A 21,891-nucleotide genomic window follows, 5' to 3' on the forward strand; every position below is an offset into this window, starting at 1 on the left:
GTCCGGGCCCTTTCGCTTGTGCTCACGCTGGTGGTCCTGTCACGCGGGGCGAGGCGATGCGGGTGCCCGGTGGGTCGTCCTCGCGTGGGCGGATGGGGTGTGTTGCTCGCCGTGGCTCAGGCGGCTTCGAGCAGCTGGATCAGGCTCGCGGTCACGACACGATGTCGGCTGCTGCCCAGGGCGAGCGTCCGGACCGGGGCTTCGCCCTTGCGGATCAGCTCGTACAGGTGCGACTTCGAAACGCCGATGGCCCTGGCTGCGTCGGGTACGCCGACGGTGGCGGGCCAACTGCGGATCTCGGCGAGCGTCGGGGCGCCCATCAGGCGGCGCTCTCGATCCGCTCGCCGTTCAGCCAGGCGATGACGTCGCCGCGCCGGTACCGGATGCGTCCGCCGCGGCCGGCGCTGAGCTTCTTGTACGGCGGCCCGACACCTCGGGAGCGCCAGTTGGCGAGCGTCTTCTCCGCGACCCGCGCCACCCCGCTAGCCTCACGCGCGGTCAGCCAGTCGTCATCGACGTGCGAGTGCGCGGAGATCAAGCTTGCAGGCATGATCAACCCTTTCGATGGTCATGCACATCATTTTGATGTGTTGACACATCGAAGAGTAATGCGGGAATGTCCGGGAAGCAAGAGCGATTGTCCGCGCATCATTTCGATGCGAACCTGTGCGTGTGGCAGACGACAAGAAGAACCCACTCGGACCGACCGGCGAGCAGGTCAAAGGCAATGTCGAGCGGATCCGTACCGCCCGCGGCATGACCAAGAAGGATCTATCCGACCGGGCCGGCGAGTTCGGGCGACCGATCCCTCCTCTGGGGGTTTCCCGCATCGAAAGCGGAACCCGCCGGGTGGACGCTGACGACCTGGTCGCCCTGGCGCTGGCGCTCAATGTCTCCCCGCTCGCCCTTCTCCTGCCGCCGGAATGGAGCGACGTCAGGATTCCGCTGACTCCAGATTTCGACCTTGAGGCGCGGACGGCGTGGCTCTGGGCCGAAGGCCGCGCGCCAGCTAGCAACTACGGAGTGAGCCCCTCAGCCATTGCCGTCGAGCCCGATAGCGATGACGACACGGACGAGGCGTCCGACGCCTACTGGCGGATGCGCCAGGAGTACGAGGCTCTCTCGCATCCTGCGGGCCGCCGTCGGGCCGCCCAGCACCCCGCGAACAACGCAGCTGACTCGGTCAGCGCCATGGTGGGCCGACTCGTCCGCGCCATTCAGGGCGGCAAGAAGGACGCCATGGAGCGCCAGCTAGCCATCACAAAGAACCGGCTCGCTCAGCTACAGAACGAGGTCGAGCAGATCGAGCTCGAGCTGGACGATTGACACGCAGCACCGGAAGAGGGGCGGGGAAGTGGCTGATCCGATCAGGAAGATCACGCTACGGAACGGCACGGTGAGATACCGGACGGTCGTCGACGCCGGCCGCGACGAGAACGGCAAGCGGATCCAGCTCACCATCACGAAAGACACGAAGACGGAGGTGAAGGCGGAGCGCGACCGCATCTTGCATCAGCGCTCGGCCGGCACTTTCATCGCCCCCAGCAAGATGACGCTGGGGGAGTGGCTGGAGCAGTGGCTGGAGTACAAGCGGCGCGACGTCGAGGAGACGACGATCCGCACCTATCGCCTGGCCCTGGTGCACGTCGTCGACCGGCTCGGCCACCTGCGGCTGCAGGAGTTGACTGAGGACCACATCCAAGAGTTCGTGGACGAGGTGGTGACCAACGGTCGGCGCCGCGGCGGAGAGCCGGGAACACGACTTGCCGTCTCGACGGTCGAGGGCATCCTTACGCGGCTGCGGGAAGCGCTGGGGAGGGCGGTCGCCCGCAAGCTGATCGCAACGAGTCCAGCTCAGTACGTGCGGGTGGCGCTCGTTGACAAGAAGACCGACAAGCGGGACCGCGACAAGGTCAAGCCCTGGACGGTCGCCGAGGTACAGACGTTCGTCCGCGGCATGGAGCAGGATCGATTGTTCGCCCCGCTGCTTCTGTCCCTGATGGGCCTTCGGCCGGCTGAGGTCTGCGGGCAGCGATGGACTGACGTCGACCTGAGTGTGGGCATTCTCGAGATCACGACCACGCGGACGATGATCGGCAATCACAGGGTGCTGGAGAAGGATACGAAGACAGCATCCGGTGAGCGCGCCCTACCGCTGCCGCAGGGCCCATGGGAGGCGCTACGTCGATTCCGGGACCAGCAGGCCGCGGAGCGGGTGGCAGCAGGCGATGCGTACACGGAGACGGGTTACATCGTCGTCAACGAACTCGGCATCCCGCTCAACACTCGGCAGCTACGGGAGTACGCCTACCGCCTCATGCGCGAGCTGGGCTTGCGTCAGGTGCGGCTGTACGACGCGCGGCACTCCGTGCTGAAGGCGCTGGCGGTGAGCGGCGTCCCGGACGTCATCCTCGCGGCGTGGGCTGGCCACACGAACGCAGCCTTCACCAAGCGGAAGTACGTCTCCATTGAGGCCGAGGACATGCGGGCGGCAGCCCTTGCTCTGGACGTCTTCCACGGTGCCCCCAGAGAGCTCACGTGAGAAATTGTGAGATTTCATCGTCCGGTTGACGGGCTAAGTGCCCACTGACCTGCGTGTTCGGCCTGCACCGTAGAACAGTGAGTAGATTCTACTGGCGGTTTCTGCAGGCCAGCGCCGCGCCCTCGGTTGTACGTTGCTACGAGAGCGGCGGCTCGTACGGCAGCAGCTCGGGCCGCTTCGCCGGCCGGCCGTCCCCGGACGAGCGCCCCGTCAGCCGTCGCCCGATCCATGGCCCCAAGTGCCGCCGCGCGAACCGCAGATCGTTGACGCGCCGTGTGGCCCACGCGGGCTGCACGGCGGGCGGCAGCAGCGCCTGCCAGTCGTCCTGCGTCTGCAGGCCCAGCACCTGCCACACGGCCTCGGCGACCCTCCGGTGTCCCTCGGCCGTCAGATGCAGCCGGTCCAGGTCCCACATCCGCTGATCGGCGAGGGTCTTCGCGCCGTACAGATCCACCACCAGCGCGCCGTGCCGGGCTGCCAGCTCGTCGACGTACGTGAACAGCTCCTCCATGCGGGGGCGGAATCGTTCCATCACCGGTCCGTTGCGGCCGGGGCTGCGCATCAGCACCAGCTGCCCGCAGGACGGCGCCAGCCGCTCCACCGCTTCCTCCAGGAGCCCGCGCACACGCACCATGTCGCACTTGGGCCGCAGCGTGTCATTGAGCCCGCCGACCAGAGTGATCACATCCGGCTTCATGGCGGCCGCGACATCGACCTGCTCGTCCACGATCTGTCCGATGAGCTTTCCGCGTACGGCGAGATTCGCGTACCGGAATCCCGGTGTACGGGCGGCCAGCCGGCCGGCGAGCAGATCGGCCCAGCCGCGGTACGAGCCGTCCGGAAGAAGATCGGACATGCCCTCGGTAAAGGAATCGCCTACCGCGACAAAACTGGTGTAGTTGGCATTCATCTCCATGGCGCAGAGATCGTACCGCGCGGTAAGGTCCCCCGGTTCCGTACCGGGAGGGGAGCTCTGTGAGTGACGCGCTGCTGAACGCACTGGCCGAGGCGCTGGCCGATGTGGTGACCTTGATCGACACCTGCGACGACGATGTGCTCGACCCGGACATCGCGGTGAAGTGGATGGAGACCACCGGGCATCTGCTCGACCGGCTCTCGCCCGCCGACCGCCGTGACCTCGCCGGACTCTTCCGGAAAGCTGCCGATCGCGAGCCAGACGGAGCCTGGCGGGACGATCTGCTGCGGATCCCCGAGGGCTTCGGCCTCGACGACGACCAGCACGAGCTGTACTGCGACGCGGTCGAGCACCTGGCGCGGCAGTTCGTCGAGACCGTACGGGACGTGGACCCGGCCACGCCCGTGCCGACCTGCCCCGGCTGGACCTTCGCCGACCTCGTCAAGCACCACGGCACCACCCACCGCTGGATCGAACATCTCGTACGGATACGAGCAGCCGAGCGCGTCTGGTCCCGGGACGTTCCGCTCGACCTCCCCGACGATCCGCGGGCCTACCCGGGCTGGCTGGCCGAAAGCGCCGCCGCCACGCTGCGCACCCTGCGCGGCGTCGACCCCGAGACGCCGATGTGGTCCCACGGCGCCGACCAGCGCGTACGGTTCTTCCCCCGCCGGCTGCTCTTCGAGTCCGTCGTCCATCTCGCCGACGCCGAACTCGCCCTCGGTATCGAGCCCCGCATCACGGCCGGCACGGGCGCCGACGGGATCGAGGAATTCCTCGAGAACCTGCCGCACCACTCCTGGATCGCCGAGTCCGTCGGCGGACTGCAGGACGGCTCGGTCCGGCTGCGGGCCACGGACACCGGCGCCGCCTGGACGATCACCTTCGGGGAGTCCGGTTTCACCTGGACGAAGAGCGCGGCGGCGGCCGCCGCGCGCGTCGAGGCCACGAGCGGTGATCTGCTGCTGCTCGTCCACGGCCGCCTCCGGCCGGGCGACGAGCGCGTGCGCCTTTCGGGGGACGGCGCGGTCCTGGACGCCTGGCTGGCGGCGACCGCGCTGTAGGACCAGAGGATCCCGTCCGCACCTCGCCCAGGCCCTCGGCGCCGTACTCATCGCGATCGCCGCGGCAGGAGCCGGACGGCCCGGCCCGGGTCTCACCGAGACCACGGGGCCGGGCCGCCACCGCCGAGGGGAGCCCGCCCCGGAACCTGTCGGGGTCAGGCGGGTCAGGCGGGCCGGTTCGAGCTAGTCGGGCCGGCCGACCAGCTGGCGCAGTACGTCCTCCATCGTCACCAGTCCCTCGGGTGTGCCGTCCTCCTCGAGGACCACCGCCAGGTGTGTACGGCTGCGCCGCATCGCGGTCAGTACGTCGTCGAGCGGTGTCGCGGCCCGTACCCGTGCGATCGGACGCATCGCCGTGACCGGGAACGGCTGATCGCGTGGAGTGGCGTCCAGCGCGTCCTTCACATGGAGATAGCCCAGGATGTGGAGGCCGGCATCCACCACCGGGAAACGAGAGAACCCGGACTCGGCCGCCAGCCGCTCCAGCTGCTCGGGGGTGGTTCCGGCCTCTGCGTACACCACCTGTTCCACCGGCCTCACCACCTCGCGCACGGGTCGGCGCCCCAGCTCCAGCGCGTCGCGCAGCCGCTCGGCCGCCCGGTCGTCGAGCAGCCCGGCATCCCCGGCGTCGCGCACCATCCGCGCCAGCTCGTCGTCCGAGTAGGTCGCGGCGACCTCGTCCTTGGCCTCGACCCGCAGCAGCTTCAGCAGGCCGTTGGCGCAGGCGTTGATGGTGAAGATCACCGGGCGCAGCGCCCGGGCCAGCGCGACCAGCGGCGGGCCGAGCAGCAGCGCGGTCCGCGAGGGCTCGGCCAGTGCGATGTTCTTCGGCACCATCTCGCCGAGCAGCATGTGCAGATACGTCGCCACGGCCAGCGCGATCACGAACGAGATCGGGTGAACCAGGCCGTGCGGCACACCGACCGCGTCGAAGACGGGCTCCAGCAGGTGCGCGATGGCCGGCTCGGCGACGATGCCGAGCACCAGGGTGCACAGCGTGATGCCCAGCTGGGCCGCCGCCAGCAGCGCCGAGACATGCTCCAGGCCCCAGATGACGCTGCGCGCCCGCCGGTTCCCGGCCTCCGCCTCGGGCTCGATCTGGCTGCGGCGTACGGAGATCAGCGCGAACTCCGCGCCGACGAAGAAGGCGTTGACGACCAGCGTCAGCAGGCCCACGGTGAGCTGAATCGCGATCATCGTCGGGCCTCTTCGGTCTCGTCGTCCTGCTCAAGAGGCGCATGCATCAGCACCCGTGCCGCGCGGCGCCCCGAGGCGTCCACCACATCGAGCCGCCAGCCCGCCATCTCGATCCGGTCGCCCTCGGCCGGGATACGCCCCAGCTCGTGGGCGATCAGCCCGGCGAGCGTCTCGTACGGTCCCTCCGGCACCCGCAGCCCGACCCGCTCCAGTTGGTCGGTCCGTGCCGCACCGTCCGCCGACCACAGGGCACGGCCGTCCGCGTCGGTGCCCGCCGGAGCCAGGTCCGGCGTCTCGTGCGGATCGTGCTCGTCGCGCACCTCGCCGACGACCTCTTCGACGATGTCCTCCATCGTCACCACTCCGGCCGTGCCGCCGTACTCGTCGATGACGACGGCCATCGTGGACTTGCCGGACAGCCGGTCGAGGAGACGGTCCACGGTCAGCGTCTCGGGGACGAGCAGCGGCTCGCGCAGCAGCTCGGAGACCCGATGGCGGGCGCGACGTTCGGCCGGGACCGCGAGCACGTCCTTGATGTGTGCGATGCCGACGATGGAGTCGAGGCTGCCCCGGTAGACGGGGAAGCGGGACAGGCCGGTCGCGCGCGTGGCGTTGGCGACGTCCTCGGCAGTGGCCTGCACTTCGAGGGCCGTGACCTGGACCCGGGGGGTCATGACGTTCTCAGCGGTCAGCTCGGCCAGATGCAGGGTGCGTACGAACAGCTCGGCGGTGTCCGCCTCCAGCGCGCCCGCCTTCGCGGAGTGGCGGGCCAGCGCGACCAGTTCCTGCGGGCTGCGGGCCGAGGCCAGCTCCTCGGTCGGCTCCATGCCGATCCGGCGCAGGATGCGGTTGGCGGCGTTGTTGAGATGGCTGATCAGTGGCTTGAAGGCGGCGGTGAAGACCCGCTGCGGGGTGGCCACCACCTTCGCCACGGCCAGCGGGGACGAGATGGCCCAGTTCTTCGGGACCAGCTCGCCGACGACCATCAGCACGACGGTGGACAGCGCGGTACCGATGACCAGGGCCGCCGAGGAGGCCACGGAGGAGGAGAGGCCGAGTGCCTCGAGCGGTCCGCGGATCAGCTTGGCGATCGAGGGCTCGGCCAGCATGCCGACGACGAGGTTGGTGACGGTGATGCCGAGCTGGGCGCCGGAGAGCTGGAAGGTGAGGCTCCGTACGGCCTTGAGTGCGCCCGCCGCCCCGCGCTCGCCACGCTCGACGGCCCGCTCGAGATCGCTGCGCTCGACCGTGGTGAGGGAGAACTCCGCCGCGACGAAGGCACCGCAGGCGATCGACAGCAGCACTGCCACAAGGAGCAGGAGCACTTCGGTCATCGGTTCACCTCCGTCCCATGATCGGGCAGGGGGAGGAGGATTGCGCGATGTCTGCTACTGGGAGGCTCGCCCATGGGCGGACGCTCACACCTTTCGTACGGGGGGCGAATGATGCACCCATGGTAAAGGACGGGCAAAGTGGCTCGGTGTGCGGTGGCATCCGCAGCCGATTGCCGGGTGGCAGCCTAGGCGAACGGCTTCACCCAGCGGCGCCAGTGGTCCTCGCGGTGGTAGCCGGCGGCGGCCCACGCCTGCTGAGCCCGCCCGTTGGCCTCCAGCACCATCGCGTCGCCGCGCCTGCCGCCCACGGCCCGGAACCGCTTCTCGGCCGCTTCGAGAAGCGCTGCTCCGATCCCCTGGCGGCGATGGGAGGGGAGCACGGCGAGCCGGTACAGGGAGCATCGCCAGCCGTCGTATCCGGCGATCACGGTGCCCACCACCCGGCCGTCGGACTCGGCCAGAATCAGCGCGTCGGGGTCGCGCGCGATGAGCCGGGTCACCCCGTCCACGTCGTCCGTGATGCTCGTGCCCTCGGCGGCTTCCTGCCAGAAGCGGAGGACGGTCTCCGCCTCGGCCGTCCCGGCGGTGCGTATGTGCAGGTCGATCATGGGCGCGAGCCAAGCATGCCCGGCTGCCGGTCCGCCACCGGCTTCCAGCGTGCGGGACGGACCTTGTGGCGCACCGCGTTCAGCTGCCGCGCGGAGCCGGAACTCTCCTCGGGCAGGCGCCTATTCGTGTGCGATGGCGGCCAGCACGTTCATCCGTGAGGCGCGCAGCGCCGGAAGCACCGCAGCGCCGAGCCCCACGACCACCGAGCCCACCACGACCGCGACGAGCGTGCCCCACGGCACGGCGAACGCCGTCAGCCCCTCCAGCGCCAGCACCTGTTGCACCGCCACTCCCCACACCACGCCCAGGGCCAGCCCCAGCAGTGCGCCGAAGACCGCGATCACAACGGATTCCAGCCGGATCATGCGCCGCAGCTGGACCCGGGAGAGACCGATGGCCCGCAGCAGCCCGATCTCCCGGGTCCGCTCCACCACCGACAGCGCAAGGGTGTTGACCACACCCAGCACGGCAATGACGATCGCCAGCCCCAGCAGCGCGTACACCAGATACAGCATCACGGCTATCTGCTGGCGGATCAGCTCCTTGTAGTCGGCCTGATCCCTCACCTGCACCTGCGGGTAGGGGTCGAGTGCCCTCTCCAGGCCCCGGCGCAGCTCCTGCGCATCGCTACCGCTCGCGGCGTTGACGTACAGCGCGGCCTCCTGCCCGCCCGGCAGATACTTCTCCACGGTGGCGAGCCCCAGGAACATCCCGCCCTCCATCCCGGGGCCGCCGCTCTGGTCCATGTCGGTGAGCGCCCCCACCGTCAGCCGGGCCCGCTGCCCGCCCGCGAACTCGGCCGACAGCACCGACCCGATCCGTACCTTGTGCTCGGCGGCGTACTTCCGGTCCATCGCGATGCTGTCCGGCGCAAGGGCCGCCCCGGTGTCCCCGCCCGCATAGGTGATCCGCGCGGCCTCGTCCAGCTGGGGGTCGTAGCCCGAAGCCGTCGACTCCACCCGTTTCCCGTCCGGCAACGTCAGCGCGAGCGGCGCGAAGCGCTGTCGTACGACCGTCCCGGCGCTCTCGACCCCCTTCACCTTCTCGGTGATCTCCTGCGGGAACGGCATGAAGTTGCTGTTCTGTACGACGAAGTCGGCGCCCAGCGTGCGGTCGATCTGGTCGTCGAAGGACTTGGTCATCGAGGCGCTGGCGATCGAGAGCCCGCCCACCAGCGCCAGGCCCACCATCAGGGCGGCCGCGGTGGCGCCCGTACGCCGCGGATTGCGCAGCGCGTTGCGCTGGCTCATCCGCCCGACCGGGCCGAATATCGGGGGGAACGCCCCGCCCAGCACCCGGATCACCGGCCGTACCAGCAGCGGCCCGGCCACCACCGTGGCGATCAGCGAGAGCACCACGCCCAGACCCAGCAAAGACGAGGCGGTGCCGGTCTGCTCGCTCACCATGCAGCCGGCCAGCGCCGCGGCACCCGCCGCACCGACCACCGCCCCCACGATCGCCCGGATCCTCAACGGCCGTCCCACACCAGCGACTTCGGCGTCGGAGAGCGCGGCCATGGGGGAGACCCGGGCTGCCCGCCGGGCCGGCAGATACGCGGCCACGAAGGTGACGCCCACGCCGACCGCGTACGCGGATACCGGCGTCGCCACCCCCACCACCATCTCGGCGGCGCTCAGATTCATCCCCAGCAGACCCATCAGCTCGATCAGCCCGGCCGCGAGAGCGACACCGGCGGCGAGTCCGAGCGTCGAGCCGACAAGGCCCAGCAGCAGCGCCTCGGTGAGAACGGACCGGCGCACCTGGCGCCGGTCCGCGCCGAGTGCCCGCAGCAGCCCCAACTCCCGGGTGCGCTGGGCGATGAGCATCGAGAAGGTGTTGACGATCAGGAAGATGCCGACCAGAACGGCGACCCCGGCGAAGCCGAGCATCACCCACTTGATGACATCGAGGAATCCGCCCAGCTGGGCGGCGGCCGACTCGGCCTGCTCGTCGGCGGTCCTGAGCTCGTACGCATCACCCAGCTCGGCCGCGATCCGCTGCTTGAGCGTGGCGTCGGAGACCCCGTCCGCGGCGTCCACCGAGACCGAGGTGGCGACCCCGGGTCTGCCCAGCAGCCTGGTCTGGGCGGTCGGGGTGTCCAGGAAGACCAGTGCGGCACCGGGGTTGGTGGTGGTGAACGTCGCGATGCCGACGATCTCGACCTTGAACGAGCCGGGCTGAGCGAGAACGGTGAGGGTGTCCCCGATGCGTACCTTCCTGTTGTCGGCGGTGTCCTTGTCGAGCAGCGCCTCACCCGGGCCGTTCGGCTCGCGCCCACTGGTCAGCTTCACCGGACTGCGTTCGGTGACATACCAGTTGGTGGCGATGGTGGGGGCGCCGGTCGTCGGCCCGACCGGCTCGTTCGCGTCGTCGACGACGGTGATGTTCTCCACGGCGGCTTCGATGTGTGTGGCTGCCACCCCGTCGACCGAGCCCACCCGGTCGGCGAGCCCGGCGGGCACCGTACGCACGACACCCGTCGGCAGGCTCTCGCCGATGCCCTCCTTCGGCCCGACCGTCACATCCGCCGAGGTGGAGGCGAAGAGCCGGTCGAAGGTACGTGACACGGTGTCCGAGAAGATCAGGCTGCCGCTGACGAAGGCCACGGACAGCAGCACCGCGAGCGCCGACAGCAGCAGCCGTCCCTTGTGTGCGAAGAAGCTTCGCAGGGTCGCTTTGAGCACCGGGGCCTCAGCTCTCGCTCGGGGCGTCGGAGCCGGGTGTCCGGGGTGGCATCCCCGACGGTGCTGCGGACGGTGCTGCGGATGGTCCTGCGGAGAAGAGGCGCATACGCTCCAGAACCGCCTCCGCCGTCGGGTCCGGCATGACATCGACGATCCGTCCGTCCGCGAGGAACAGCACCAGGTCGGCGTGGCCGGCCGCGCCCGGATCGTGCGTCACCATCACCACCGTCTGTTCCAGCCGGTCGACGGCTTCGCGCAGGAACGCGAGCACCTCCGCGCCCGCGCGTGAGTCGAGGTTGCCGGTCGGCTCGTCGGCGAAGATCAGCTCGGGGCGGGAGGCCAGCGCCCGGGCGCAGGCCACGCGCTGCTGCTGCCCGCCGGAGAGCTGTGCGGGCCGGTGTGTGAGCCGGTCGCGCAGCCCGAGGGTGTCGATGACCTGCTCCACCCACTGCTGGTCGGGTTTGCGCCCGGCGATGTCCATCGGCAGCGTGATGTTCTCTGCGGCGCTCAGCGTCGGCAGCAGATTGAAGGCCTGGAACATGAAGCCGATCCGGTCCCGGCGCAGCCGAGTGAGTTCACGCTCCTTCAGGCCGGTGATCTCCGTGTCGCCCAGCCAGATCTGCCCGGCGGAGACCGTGTCCAGGCCCGCGAGGCAGTGCATCAGGGTGGACTTGCCCGAGCCGGAAGGGCCCATGACCGCGGTGAACCGGCCGCGCGCGATGTCGACATCGACGGCGTCCAGGGCGCGTACGGTCGTCTCGCCGGTGCCGTATGCCTTGGTCAGGGCCCGTGCCCGGGCGGCGAGCGGCACATCCGGAGCCCGGTCGTGGCTGAATGCAGTGGCAGGTGTGGACAAGGCCGCCTCCCGGGTCGTGGCCGCTCCAACTCCCTTACAGGAGGCGAGAGTAGAGCGGGTACGTACGCGCCGGTATCCCTCGTGGGGTTGGTCCTCGGTGTGGATGTAAGGGGCACTCGACGCAGCGCTTGTCGGTGCTAGCGTATTCGCGCTAGCGTAGTGGGGTGGCGAAGACACAGTTGAACGTGAGGGTGGACGAGACCACCGCCGAGGCCGCGCGCCAGCGGGCCCTGCAGCGCGGGATGAGCGTGAACCGCTATATCGAGGAACTCGTCAAACAGGACGCGGGCGAGGTGGGACGCACCTTCGTGGACGCGGCGGCCGACTTCATGAAGCAGTACGAGTCCGTGTTCGCGGAGGAGTTCGGCGCGGAACACGGCACGGCCGAGCGTTGAATCTTCAGATCGATCTTGCCTGGCTCCTCATGGTCGCCGAGCACAAGACGCCCGGAGATCCACAGGTCACCGACTGGGGCGCGCTCGTCGCCGCCGTCAGCCGCCATGAGGCGGAGATATTCGGCATCCCCGTCTACAGCGATCCGCATGCCCGGGCCGCGGCCCTGCTCCAGCTGCTGCTCCATGTGCCCGCGCTCGAACACTCCAACGCCATGTTCGCCTCCGCCGTCGCATACGGCTATCTCGTCGCCTGCGGACTGAAGGTGGTCACCTCGCCCGAGCAGGTACGGGACCTGGCGCGGCTGGTCAAGGAGGGCAAGGCGGACGTCAGGACCATCGCCGGCGAGCTGCGCCAGTGGAGCCGGTGAGCCCCTGACCGGCAGCCGGCTCAGTCTGATGCGTCGGTACCGAAGGGGCGGCGTGCCACACCCAGGACGCAGGGGGAGCTCGGGAACTGCATCCCGCGCTCCGGCACCCGCAGCCTGCGGTACACCCCCAGCTCGAAGCCCGCGGCCTCGATCGCGGCGATGGTGTCCCGCGCGGTGTGGCAGCCGCCGAAGAGCAGCGGCCACACCGTACGGTCCACGGCGCGCTGGGTCCTTGCCAGGCCCTTGCCCTCGGCCAGCCCGTGCTCGAAGAACCGCAGCTCACCGCCGGGCCGCAGTACGCGTCTGATCTCGGAGAGCGCCCGCGGCAGATCCCGTACGGAACAGAGCACCAGGGACGCCACGGCCGCGTCGAAGGCCTCGCTCTTGACCGGCAGCGCCTCGGCCGCGCCCGGCACCACATCCACCGGAACGTCGGTGCGCCGCGCCGCCTGTGCCGCCAAGTGCCGCAGCCTGCGCTCCGGTTCCAGCGCCACGACTTCGGAGACGGCGGCGGGATAGTGCGGGAAGTTCAGGCCGTTGCCCGCGCCGACCTCGATCACCCGGCCGGAGAGACCGGCCAGCAGCTCCTCGCGGTGGGCGGCCACACCCCCCTTGAGGTCGGCCAGCACGCTCATCCGGGCGTAGAAGCGCGCGAACAGCGGATGGTGGACGGCGTCCCGGGGCATCTTCGTGCTGCGCAGCGGCATCGCGGACCTCCTTGGGAGGGCGGGTGCGGTCACCGCCATTGTCCCCCTGGACCGACGAAGCAGAACTCGTTCCCCTCGGGATCCGTCATGACCTGGAACCGGCCGTGCTCGTCGGTGACGACCGCACCCACGCGTACGGCACCGAGCCGTACCGCCTCGGCGGCCGCCGTGTCGACGTCGCCCGCGTCGAGATCCAGATGGAGGCGGTTCTTGGCGGACTTGCCCTCGGGCACGCGCTGGAAGGCGACCCGTACGAAACCGGGCGGATCGATGTACGACCAGTCGGCGCTGCGGTCCACCGGGTCGCCGCCCAGCAGATCGGCCCAGAACCGCACCAGGCGGGCGGGATCGTGGCAGTCGAAGACGATCTCGTCGATGCGTGCGCGCATGATGATCAGCTTACGGCGGCGGTGAAGGCCTCCGCGTCCCAGGAGCCACCGAGGCGTGGCGCGAGCCAACTCCCGGCCCGCGCACGGAACCGGCCGGGCTCCAGGGTGCCCACACGCTCCGGTACGACACCGAGCAGCGGCGCGCCCGCGGACTCGGGCAGGTCCGCGAGATTGCACCGCGCCGCCAGATCCGGTTCATCGGGCCAGCTCCCGACGACCACACCGAGCATCTCCAACTCCCGCGCGCGCAGAGCCTCCGCGGTCAGCGCGGTCGTATTGAGCGTCCCGAGCCCGGCGGGCGTGACCACCAGCACCGGCGCGCCCAGCAGCACGGCGACATCGGCGAGCGTCGCCCCCGCGTCGTCGAACCGCACGAGCAGCCCACCCGCGCCCTCGACCAGCACGAGGTCGTGAGAGGCGGTCAGCTTCTCGACCGCGTCGGCCACCTGCCGGGGCCGCACCGGGTCCATCCCGGCCCGCTGCGCAGCGGTCGCGGGTGACAACGGCTCGGGAAACCGGGCGAGTTCCACCCCGGTGACCGCCCCCGCCAACCGGGCGACCTCGTCCACGTCCCCCGGCTCCCGGGGAGCAACCCCGGTCTGCGCGGGTTTCACGACGGCGACGGACTGCCCCTTCGCCCGAAATGCCGAGGCGACGGCGGCGGTGACGACGGTCTTCCCGATCTCGGTCCCGGTCCCGCTGACGATGATCACTGCCATGGCTGTTCACTGCCCTTTCTGCTTACGTGCGGCTGCGCGGCTGCGTGGCCGTGCAGCCGCGCCCGCGGCGCGAAGCGGACGCGCCCGTGTTGGAGGTGTGCCCCTCAGCCCGCAGCCGCCGCCGCGCACACCGCACGGCACACCCGCGCCACATCCTCCTCGTTCGTCACATACGGCGGCATCACGTACACGAGGTCGCGGAACGGCCGCAGCCACACACCCTCCCGCACCGCCGCCTCCGTCGCCGCCGCCATGTCCACCTGGTGGTCCAGCTGTACGACGCCGATCGCTCCCAGCACCCGTACGTCCTTCACTCCCGGCAGACTCTCCGCACCCGCGAGCCCCTCCCGCAGACCCGTCTCGAGCCGTTTGACCTCTTGCTTCCAGTCCTGGCCGAGCAGCAGATCGAGGGAGGCGCATGCCACCGCCGAGGCCAGCGGATTGCCCATGAACGTCGGACCGTGCGCCAGCACCGGGACCTCGCCGCGCGAGATGCCCTCCGCGACCCGCGAGGTGCACAGCGTCGCGGCCATCGAGAGATAGCCGCCGGTCATCGCCTTGCCCACGCACATCACATCCGGCGAGACGCCGGCGTGCTCCGCCGCGAACAGTGCGCCCGTACGCCCGAACCCCGTGGCGATCTCGTCGAAGATCAGCAGCACCCCGTGCTCGTCGCAGGCCTCGCGCAGCACCCGCAGATACGCGGGGGAGTGGAACCGCATCCCGCCCGCGCCCTGCACCACCGGCTCCACGATCACCGCGGCCAGTTCGTCCGCGTGCCGCGCGACAAGATCGCGAAGGCCCGCCGCGTACGACTCCTCGAACTCGGCCGGCGGCGCCTCCGCGAAGATCTGGCGCGGCAGCGCTCCCGACCACAGCCCGTGCATCCCGCCCTCGGGGTCGCACACGGACATCGGCTGCCAGGTGTCCCCGTGGTAGCCGCCGCGCCAGGTCAGCAGCCGCTGCTTGGCCGGGCGGCCCACCGAGCGCCAGTGCTGCAGGCACATCTTCACCGCGACCTCGACGGACACCGAGCCCGAGTCGGTGAGGAAGACATGCTGCAGTGGTTCCGGCGTGATCTCGACCAGCCGGGTGGCGAGGCGCACGGCGGGCTCATGGGTGAGCCCGCCGAACATCACATGGCTCATCCGCCCGAGCTGGCTGTGTACCGCCGCATTGAGGACCGGGTGGTTGTGGCCGTGGATGACGGACCACCACGACGACATGCCGTCGATCAACTCGCGCCGGCCGTGGACGGGTTCGGCGAGCCGCAGCCGTACACCGGACGCGGACTCCACAACCAGCGGGTCCGTACGGCCCGGCATGGGGCTGTACGGGTGCCAGACGTGGGCCCGGTCCAGGGCGAGCAGCTCGGCGGAGGTGTACGCGGGCTCAGGCATTGGGCGCGAGATCCGTGCCTGCACCACGACGGCGTACGGCGACCAGGTCCGTACGGGCCGCCGGAGCTCCGGCGACGGGTGTTTTCCGGGCAACGTCGTCGACGGCCTCGTCGGCTGGGACGGCGGCTTCCTCGCCGTCACCGCACGGCGCGCACCCGCCGGAGTGCGAACCGCAGCCGCCCCCGGCCGCTGCCGCCGCGTCCGCGCGGTGCTCCGGCAGCGTCGTCGTGTCCGTGCCCTCCACCTCGAAGCCGGCGTCCGTGATCATGTCCAGGTCCGCCTGCCCCGCCTGGCCCTCACTGGTGAGGTAGTCACCGAGGAAGATCGAGTTGACCAGGTTCAGGGCGAGCGGCTGCATCGAGCGCAGGTGCACTTCGCGGCCGCCCGCGAGCCGTACCTCCACGTCCGGGCAGACGAACCGCACCATCGCCAGAATCCGCAGGCAGCGCTGCGGGGAGAGGTTCCACTCCTTGGCCAGCGGCGTGCCCTCGAAGGGGATGAGGAAGTTCACCGGCACCGAGTCGGGGTCGAGCTCGCGCAGCGAGTAGACGACGTCGACGAGGTCCTCGTCGCTCTCGCCCATGCCCGCGATCAGCCCGGAGCACGCCGACAGGCCCGCGGCCTGCGCCTGGTGCACCGTGTCCACCCGGTCGGCATAGGTGTGCGTAGTCGTGATGTCCCCATACGTCCCTTCGGACGTGTTGAGGTTGTGGTTGTACGCGTCGGCGCCCGCGGCCCTCAGTCGCTCTGCCTGTCCGTTCGAGAGCAGCCCGAGGCACGCGCAGACCTCGACGCCCTCGTTCTGCTCCTTGATCGCCTCGATCGTCTTCGAGACGCGGTCGACGTCTCGGTCCGTCGGTCCGCGGCCGCTCGCGACCAGGCAGACCCGCTTCGCGCCGCCCGCCACACCCGCGGCGGCGGCCTGCGAGGCCTCGTCGGGCTTCAGCCACGTGTACTTGAGGATCTCGGCCTTCGAGCCGAGCCGCTGGGAGCAGTACGAGCAGTCTTCGGGGCACAGCCCGGACTTCAGGTTGACGAGATAGTTGAGCTTCACCCGCCGTCCGAACCACTGGCGGCGTACCTTGCCGGCCGCGGCCACCACTTCGAGCAGGTCGTCGTCGGAGGTCGCCAGTACGGCGAGCGCTTCTTCACGGGTCGGCAGCTCCCGCCGCAACCCCTTCTCCACCAGCGTGTTCAGCAGGTCCATGGCTCAGATCCTGACGTACGGCACACGTCGGGGCCAAGGAGGAACCCCACAACAGAGCATCTTTGAGGTGTGTGCATGACCACATCCGTTCCTCGAGCGCGCCCGGTTAGGGTCTGTGCGCTGCCTACAAAAGGACCGGACCACCATGCCCCAGGATCCTTTCGACTGGATCGACGACGAGTCGCGCCGCCGTGAGCGCGCGGGCCTCGTCCGTACGCTCCGGCCGCGCGCCGCCGACTCCGAACTGCTGGATCTTGCCAGCAACGACTATCTGGGCCTCACCCGCCGCCCGGAGATCACCGAGGCGGCGGCAGGGGCGGCCCGCCGCTGGGGAGCGGGGGCCACCGGGTCCCGGCTGGTCACGGGCACCACTGCGCTCCACGCCGAGCTCGAGCGCGAACTGGCCGCCTTCTGCGGATTCGAGGCGGCCCTGGTGCTGTCCTCGGGCTATGCCGCGAACCTCGCCGCCGTGACGGCGCTGAGCGGCCGCGGCTCGCTGATCGTCTCCGACGCGGGCAACCACGCCTCGATCGTCGACGGCTGCCGGCTGTCCCGAGCGGAGACCGCGATCGTCCCGCACACGGATGTCGACGCCGTACGCAAGACGCTCGACGCGCACCCCGGGCGGCGCGCCCTCATGGTCACCGACTCGGTCTTCTCGGTGGACGGCGATGCCGCGCCGCTGCCCGGCCTGGCGGATGCCTGCCGGGAGTACGGTGCCGCTCTGCTCGTCGACGACGCGCACGGTCTCGGGGTACTCGGCGCAGGCGGCCGCGGAGCACTCGACGCCGCGGGAATCGCCGGTCACGGCGGTGTCGTCGCCACGCTCACCCTGTCCAAGTCCCTGGGCAGCCAGGGCGGCGCCGTCCTCGGCCCCGCCCGGGTCATCGACCACCTGATCAACACCGCCCGTACGTTCATCTTCGACACGGGTCTCGCACCCGCCGCGGCCGGGGCGGCTCTGGCGAGCCTGCGGCTGCTGGGCCGGGAACCCGGGCTGGCCGGGCGGGCGCGCACGGTCGCCGCGACCCTGCACCGCCGGCTGACCGATGCCGGTCTGACTGCCGCGCGTCCCGATGCGGCCGTCGTCTCCGTGCAGGCGCCGTCACCGGAAGCCGCCCTGCGCTGGGCCGCCGACTGCCGTACCGCCGGGCTCGTCGTGGGCTGTTTCCGTCCGCCGTCCGTGCCGGACGGCATCTCCCGGATCAGGCTCACGGCCCGGGCGGATCTGACGGAGCAGCAGGTCGAGACGGCGATTGCCACCATCACCGGTGCCGCGCCGGTCAGTTGACCCTCTCCTCGTGGTCCTCGTGGAGCGCTGTCAGGAAACGGGTCCAGGCCTGCGGTGAGAAGCGCAGAGCCTGTCGCGCGATGCTCTTGGAGTCGCGGACCGCGAGTGAGTCGTCGGGCAGCCGGGCGGCCTCGACGCAGTTGTTCATCCCTGTGCTGCGGCTGCTGCGCCGCCACCGTAAGCCGTGCTGTGCGAGGCGGTCGGACATGGGGGGTGCCTCCCTTATGCGCCGTCACTGATCCGGGCGATGAGGTCCAATGTGTCCTCGGGCGAGAGGGCCCGCGCCTGCATCGTGTGGAACGCGGCGCAGTACACCTCGAGGTCTTCTTTCCGCTCGAGATAGAGGCTACTCGTCAAGTGGTCGAGAACAACCACGTCCAGATCAGTAGTGTTCGGAAAGGAGAAAATAACGAAAGGCCCCGTGAGGCCGACGTAGCCTCCGACCGAGAACGGCAGTACCTGAAGCCGCACATGGGGCATTTGGGCCATCTCGGCTAATCTCCGCAATTGCTCCCGCATCACCCGGACGCCGCCCACCTCGCGCCGCAGCACCGCCTCGTCGACGACCGCGCTCAGGGTCAGCGGCGCATGCGTGCGCAGCACCGCCTGGCGGGCGAGCCGTACCTCCACCAGAGCGTCCACCGTCGCCGCCGGCAGCTGCTCCAGCACCGCGCCCGTCACCGCCCGCGCGTAGTCGGGCGTCTGCAGCAGCCCCGGCACCACCGAGGTCTCCAGAGTGCGTGCCGTGCACGCCTGGGCCTCCAGACTGATGAAGTCCCTGTACTCCGAGGGGATCAGTCCGCGGTACGCATGCCACCAGCCCCGTCCGGGACCGTCGGCCGCCCCCGTCAGCATCTCCAGCAGCACGCGCAGTTGGGGATCGGCGACCTGGTACGCATCCAGCAGCAGGGTCACATCGGCGGCCTTGGCCCCACTGATGCCCGTCTCTATCCGGCTGACCTTCGACTGGTGCCAGCCGGCGAGCCGCGCGGCATCCCGGCTGGTGAGGCCCGCAGTCAGCCGCAACTGCCGCAGCTCCTCGCCGAGCTTGCGGCGTCGCACCGCCGGACCGTGCCGCATTTCCCCTCCTCGCCGCCCTTCCGTCGCGTGATCAAGCTATGACGAAACTGGGAGTCTCGCCCAAATGCGGTCTCGTGTAGCCGAGTTCACCGCTTTGAGCGACAGATATATGCATATCTTGGTGGATCGCCGTCCTTGGCGGCACGATCAGTGGCACTCTGGCGCGAAGCACAATCCGTGGCCGTCCTCGCATGTCATCCGCTACGAGTCGGAGCCCGGCCCCGGTGGGAGAGGCAGCGTCGCCATGGCAGACCATCAGGAAGCATCCGTCACTCTGCCGAGCGATCCAGCCTCGGTCGCCGAGGCCCGCAGATACGCCACACACATCGTGTCCGCATGGGGACTGTCCCTCGAGACGGAGGCTGCCGACACGGTGCGGCTGATCGTTTCGGAACTCGCCACCAATGCCGTCCAGCACACCTTCGGCCAGTCGCCCACCTTCACCGTGGATCTCCGGCTCGACCGGGACGAGCAGCTGTGCATCGGCGTCACCGACAGCCACCCCCGCTGGCCGCAGCGGCTACCCGCGGCCGTCCGTCAGGACAACGGACGCGGCATGGTCATCATCCGCAGCCTGATGGCGGAGTGCGGCGGCCGGCTCTCGGTCACACCCACCCCCGAGGGCGGCAAGACCGTCTGGATCGCGCTGCCCTGGACCGCGCCGGTACGGAAGTGAGCCACCGCCCCGCCCGCCACCCCGCCCTTGCGTCTGCTCCCGACGGGCCGCCGCCCCCGTCCGGTCACCCTGCTCCCGTATGACACCCCGCGAGGCCCGCCACCTACCCCCGCCCTTGCGCCCGCTCCGGCTGGTGCCCGCTCCGGCTGGTGCCCGCTCCGGTCCGGTCGGCGCTCCGGTCCGGTCGGCGCTTCGGTCTAGGCGGTTGCGACGCGGCCGAACGCGCCACGCAGCAGCGCTCGCAGGGATTCGGCCGCGGGACTCGACTCCTCACCCCGGTGCGCCACCGAGATCGTCCGCCGGAAGGCAGCCGGCTCCAACTGCCGTACGCCGAGCGGTGTCGCGGCCATCGCGGCGACCATCTCCGGCACCACCGCCACCCCGAGCCCCGCGCTGACCAGCGCGCACACCAGTGCATAGCCCGGTGACTCGCACACCACGGCAGGGGTCGCCCCGGCCCGCGCCAGCGCCCCCTCCACCCCCTTGCGCGGCGGATGCGACGGCGCGCTGCTGATCAGCGGCTGCCCGGCCAGCTCCGCCACCGGCAGTCTCCCCGAGCCGCCCGCCAGCGCATGGCCTGGCGCTGTCACCAGCACGAGCTCCTCCACCAGCAGTGCCTCCAGGACCACCCCGGCGGGCGGCGGCGCCGCCTCGGCCGGTTCGTACGCATGCGTGAGCGCCAGGTCCACCTCGCCTGCCGCCACCGCCAGGACCCCGCCGGGCGGCTCGTACTCGGCGACCGCCAGCTCCACATCGGGGTGCGCGCGGCGGAACGCGCTGAGCACCGGCGGCAGCAGATGAATGCCGACCGTGGTGAAGGTGCCCACCCGAAGCCGTCCGCCGGACAGGCCCGCCAGCCGCGCGAGCTCGTGCCGTGCCCGGTCCATCTCGTCCAGCACCCGGCGGGCCCGTGCAGCCAGCAGCTCGCCCGCCGCCGTCAGCCGCGCCCCACGGTGGTGCCGCACCAGCAGGGTGGCCCCCGCCTCCCGCTCCAGCTTGGCCAGTTGCTGGGAGAGCGCGGGCGCCGTGTAGCCCAGACGAGCCGCGGCGCGGGTGATGGAACCTGCCTCGGCGACCGCCACCAGCGCCGCCAGCCGTGTCGGGTCGTACATGCCACCCCTTAAGCATCGCTTTAGGCAGACCCAGAAGATTGCAAGTACATGTTAAAGGCTGCCACGGTCCAGGCTGGCTGCCATGGATGCACAACTGGCCGCCTTTCTCGGCGTCGCCGCAGGCATGATCGCCATGCCGGGCGCGGATTTCACCGTCGTCGTACGCAACGCACTCGCCTCCCGGCGCGCGGGCGTGGCCTGCGCGGTCGGCGTCGCCGGGGGACTGCTGGTGCACACCGCACTCGCGGTCGCCGGACTCGCCGCCGTACTGGTCGCCGTGCCGGTGCTGTTCCGTACGCTGCAGATCCTGGGCGGGGTCTATGTGCTCTATCTCGGCCTACGGGCCGTGCGTGCCGCGTTGCGTCGGCCGCTCGCGGTGCGCGGTGCCGGGCAGGTCGCAGGGACAGACACCGCGACGGACGCAGGGACGGACGCCGGGCGGGAGGTCGGGGGGCAGCCGGCCGGCGGCGTGGGACGCAGTCTGCGGCAGGGTTTTCTCACCAACGTGCTCAATCCGAAGGCGCCGGTGCTCTTCCTCAGTCTGCTCCCGCAGTTCGTGCCGGACGGGGTGCCGGTGCTGTCGCGCACCCTGCTGCTCGCCACGATCGTCGTCGTCATGGCGCTGATCTGGTTCCCCGCGGTGGCACTGCTGGTCGACCGGCTGGGGAAGTGGCTGCGCCGGCCCCGTACGACGCGTGCAGTGGAAGGAGTCACCGGCGGTGCCCTCACGGCGCTGGGCGTGACCCTGCTGGCCGAGCCGCTGGCGCACTGACGTCACCCCGCGAACGCATCCCGCGACAGGCAGGGGCGCACCGCACGACCCGGTGCGCCGGCCGGGCTGACCGGCGCACCCGTGTCCCGCGACGGTCAGCCCACCCGGCCGTACCAGACGCTCCTCGTCCAGATCTTTTCCAGCTTCACCCAGGAGCCGGACTTGGGGGAGTGCCAGATCTTGCCGCCGCCGGCGTAGATCCCCACGTGGTAGACGCTGCCACCGGAGTGGAAGAAGACCAGATCCCCCTGTTTCCGGCCGCCGGCCGAGACCCGGCGGGTCTTGTTGTACTGCTGCTGGGCCGTTCGGGGCAGCTTCTTGCCTGCCTTCTTGTACGAGTAGAGCGTCAGCCCGGAGCAGTCGAACCGGGATGGGCCCGTGGCGCCGTATCCGTACGGCGATCCCTTCTTCGAGGCGGCCACCAGCAGTGCCTTGCTCGCGTGGGTCGTCGCCGCGTGTGCCTCGGAGGCGGCTCCGGGCGCCAGCATGGAGGCGCCGAACGCGGCAACGGTCAGGGCCGATACGGCGCCCGCCCGGGAGACCAGAGAGGGGACATGAATCTGCGCAGTCATG

General features: G+C 70.4%; 25 protein-coding genes. 8 read left to right on the plus strand and 17 right to left on the minus strand.

Annotated elements, in window-relative coordinates; genetic code table 11:
* Positions 1 to 116 precede the first annotated feature (116 nt).
* Positions 117 to 320, minus strand: a complete 204-nt coding sequence (locus tag OG883_RS34580) for an AlpA family transcriptional regulator (protein WP_266550052.1) — start codon at positions 318 to 320, stop codon at positions 117 to 119.
* Positions 320 to 550, minus strand: a complete 231-nt coding sequence (locus OG883_RS34585; RefSeq protein ID WP_266550054.1) for a helix-turn-helix domain-containing protein — start codon at positions 548 to 550, stop codon at positions 320 to 322. The genes OG883_RS34580 and OG883_RS34585 overlap by 1 nt, the downstream gene beginning before the upstream one ends.
* 122 nt (positions 551 to 672) lie before the next feature.
* Between OG883_RS34585 and OG883_RS34590 the strand changes: the two genes are divergently transcribed.
* Together OG883_RS34590 and xerC are read left to right on the plus strand one after the other, a co-directional pair.
* Positions 673 to 1,326, plus strand: coding sequence for a helix-turn-helix domain-containing protein (locus OG883_RS34590; RefSeq protein WP_266550057.1), 654 nt, complete (start codon positions 673 to 675; stop codon positions 1,324 to 1,326).
* Between the two features lie 28 nt (positions 1,327 to 1,354).
* On the plus strand, positions 1,355 to 2,542 hold the full coding sequence (xerC, locus tag OG883_RS34595; RefSeq protein WP_266550060.1) for a tyrosine recombinase XerC: 1,188 nt from the start codon (positions 1,355 to 1,357) through the stop codon (positions 2,540 to 2,542).
* A gap of 136 nt (positions 2,543 to 2,678) precedes the next feature.
* Here the strand turns inward: xerC and OG883_RS34600 are convergent, their stop codons facing one another.
* Positions 2,679 to 3,458: an SGNH/GDSL hydrolase family protein gene (locus OG883_RS34600; RefSeq protein ID WP_266550062.1), complete on the minus strand. Its 780-nt coding sequence runs from the start codon at positions 3,456 to 3,458 to the stop codon at positions 2,679 to 2,681.
* A gap of 59 nt (positions 3,459 to 3,517) precedes the next feature.
* Here OG883_RS34600 and OG883_RS34605 point away from each other — a divergent pair, with 59 nt between their 5' ends.
* The gene (locus OG883_RS34605; protein ID WP_266550064.1) at positions 3,518 to 4,522 is read left to right on the plus strand and encodes a maleylpyruvate isomerase family mycothiol-dependent enzyme; all 1,005 of its coding nucleotides are present in this window, start codon (positions 3,518 to 3,520) and stop codon (positions 4,520 to 4,522) included.
* A 183-nt stretch (positions 4,523 to 4,705) separates the two neighbouring features.
* Here the strand turns inward: OG883_RS34605 and OG883_RS34610 are convergent, their stop codons facing one another.
* From OG883_RS34610 to OG883_RS34630, 5 genes are all read right to left on the minus strand, one after another.
* Entirely contained in the window at positions 4,706 to 5,719 is a 1,014-nt protein-coding gene (locus OG883_RS34610; RefSeq protein WP_266550066.1) for a hemolysin family protein, read from the minus strand.
* Positions 5,716 to 7,053, minus strand: coding sequence for a hemolysin family protein (locus tag OG883_RS34615; protein WP_266550069.1), 1,338 nt, complete (start codon positions 7,051 to 7,053; stop codon positions 5,716 to 5,718). The genes OG883_RS34610 and OG883_RS34615 overlap by 4 nt, the downstream gene beginning before the upstream one ends.
* Positions 7,054 to 7,238: 185 nt before the next feature.
* Complete coding sequence (locus OG883_RS34620; protein ID WP_266550071.1) at positions 7,239 to 7,661, minus strand: GNAT family N-acetyltransferase; 423 nt, start codon at positions 7,659 to 7,661, stop codon at positions 7,239 to 7,241.
* A 120-nt stretch (positions 7,662 to 7,781) separates the two neighbouring features.
* Positions 7,782 to 10,346, minus strand: a complete 2,565-nt coding sequence (locus OG883_RS34625; RefSeq protein ID WP_266550074.1) for an ABC transporter permease — start codon at positions 10,344 to 10,346, stop codon at positions 7,782 to 7,784.
* 7 nt (positions 10,347 to 10,353) lie between these two features.
* Positions 10,354 to 11,202 (minus strand): ABC transporter ATP-binding protein, encoded by an 849-nt coding sequence (locus tag OG883_RS34630; protein WP_266550076.1) that lies wholly within the window; start codon positions 11,200 to 11,202, stop codon positions 10,354 to 10,356.
* Between the two features lie 164 nt (positions 11,203 to 11,366).
* On the opposite strand from OG883_RS34630, the gene OG883_RS34635 reads away from it, so the two are divergent.
* Entirely contained in the window at positions 11,367 to 11,597 is a 231-nt protein-coding gene (locus OG883_RS34635; protein WP_266550080.1) for an antitoxin, read from the plus strand.
* On the plus strand, positions 11,594 to 11,965 hold the full coding sequence (locus tag OG883_RS34640; protein ID WP_266550085.1) for a fic family toxin-antitoxin system, toxin component: 372 nt from the start codon (positions 11,594 to 11,596) through the stop codon (positions 11,963 to 11,965). Before OG883_RS34635 ends, OG883_RS34640 begins: the two co-directional genes overlap by 4 nt.
* A gap of 20 nt (positions 11,966 to 11,985) precedes the next feature.
* Here OG883_RS34640 and OG883_RS34645 read toward each other — a convergent pair whose 3' ends face one another.
* From OG883_RS34645 to bioB, 5 genes are all read right to left on the minus strand, one after another.
* Positions 11,986 to 12,672 (minus strand): class I SAM-dependent methyltransferase, encoded by a 687-nt coding sequence (locus OG883_RS34645; protein ID WP_266550087.1) that lies wholly within the window; start codon positions 12,670 to 12,672, stop codon positions 11,986 to 11,988.
* Between the two features lie 29 nt (positions 12,673 to 12,701).
* On the minus strand, positions 12,702 to 13,061 hold the full coding sequence (locus OG883_RS34650; protein WP_266550089.1) for a VOC family protein: 360 nt from the start codon (positions 13,059 to 13,061) through the stop codon (positions 12,702 to 12,704).
* 5 nt (positions 13,062 to 13,066) lie between these two features.
* Positions 13,067 to 13,780, minus strand: coding sequence for a dethiobiotin synthase (gene bioD / locus OG883_RS34655; RefSeq protein ID WP_266550091.1), 714 nt, complete (start codon positions 13,778 to 13,780; stop codon positions 13,067 to 13,069).
* A gap of 104 nt (positions 13,781 to 13,884) precedes the next feature.
* Positions 13,885 to 15,180 carry an adenosylmethionine--8-amino-7-oxononanoate transaminase gene (locus OG883_RS34660; protein WP_266550094.1) on the minus strand — a complete coding sequence of 432 codons (1,296 nt, stop codon included), beginning with the start codon at positions 15,178 to 15,180 and terminating at the stop codon, positions 13,885 to 13,887.
* Complete coding sequence (gene bioB / locus OG883_RS34665; RefSeq protein ID WP_266550095.1) at positions 15,173 to 16,387, minus strand: biotin synthase BioB; 1,215 nt, start codon at positions 16,385 to 16,387, stop codon at positions 15,173 to 15,175. The genes OG883_RS34660 and bioB overlap by 8 nt, the downstream gene beginning before the upstream one ends.
* A 145-nt stretch (positions 16,388 to 16,532) precedes the next feature.
* Between bioB and OG883_RS34670 the strand changes: the two genes are divergently transcribed.
* Positions 16,533 to 17,678, plus strand: a complete 1,146-nt coding sequence (locus OG883_RS34670) for an 8-amino-7-oxononanoate synthase (RefSeq protein ID WP_266550096.1) — start codon at positions 16,533 to 16,535, stop codon at positions 17,676 to 17,678.
* Here OG883_RS34670 and OG883_RS34675 read toward each other — a convergent pair.
* Positions 17,671 to 17,886 (minus strand): DUF397 domain-containing protein, encoded by a 216-nt coding sequence (locus OG883_RS34675; protein ID WP_266550097.1) that lies wholly within the window; start codon positions 17,884 to 17,886, stop codon positions 17,671 to 17,673. The two genes, OG883_RS34670 and OG883_RS34675, sit on opposite strands and share 8 nt — an antisense overlap.
* A gap of 14 nt (positions 17,887 to 17,900) precedes the next feature.
* Positions 17,901 to 18,758 carry a helix-turn-helix transcriptional regulator gene (locus OG883_RS34680; protein ID WP_266550099.1) on the minus strand — a complete coding sequence of 286 codons (858 nt, stop codon included), beginning with the start codon at positions 18,756 to 18,758 and terminating at the stop codon, positions 17,901 to 17,903.
* Between the two features lie 244 nt (positions 18,759 to 19,002).
* Here OG883_RS34680 and OG883_RS34685 point away from each other — a divergent pair, with 244 nt between their 5' ends.
* A complete protein-coding gene (locus OG883_RS34685) occupies positions 19,003 to 19,434 on the plus strand; it encodes an ATP-binding protein (protein WP_266550100.1) in 432 nt (143 codons plus the stop codon).
* Between the two features lie 197 nt (positions 19,435 to 19,631).
* Here OG883_RS34685 and OG883_RS34690 read toward each other — a convergent pair whose 3' ends face one another.
* Complete coding sequence (locus OG883_RS34690; protein ID WP_266550102.1) at positions 19,632 to 20,546, minus strand: LysR family transcriptional regulator; 915 nt, start codon at positions 20,544 to 20,546, stop codon at positions 19,632 to 19,634.
* A gap of 82 nt (positions 20,547 to 20,628) precedes the next feature.
* On the opposite strand from OG883_RS34690, the gene OG883_RS34695 reads away from it, so the two are divergent.
* Positions 20,629 to 21,318, plus strand: a complete 690-nt coding sequence (locus OG883_RS34695; protein WP_266550104.1) for a LysE family translocator — start codon at positions 20,629 to 20,631, stop codon at positions 21,316 to 21,318.
* Between the two features lie 95 nt (positions 21,319 to 21,413).
* Here OG883_RS34695 and OG883_RS34700 read toward each other — a convergent pair whose 3' ends face one another.
* Positions 21,414 to 21,890: a C40 family peptidase gene (locus OG883_RS34700; protein ID WP_266550106.1), complete on the minus strand. Its 477-nt coding sequence runs from the start codon at positions 21,888 to 21,890 to the stop codon at positions 21,414 to 21,416.
* Position 21,891 lies beyond the last annotated feature (1 nt).

Source organism: Streptomyces sp. NBC_01142, from assembly GCF_026341125.1.
Taxonomy (GTDB): domain Bacteria; phylum Actinomycetota; class Actinomycetes; order Streptomycetales; family Streptomycetaceae; genus Streptomyces.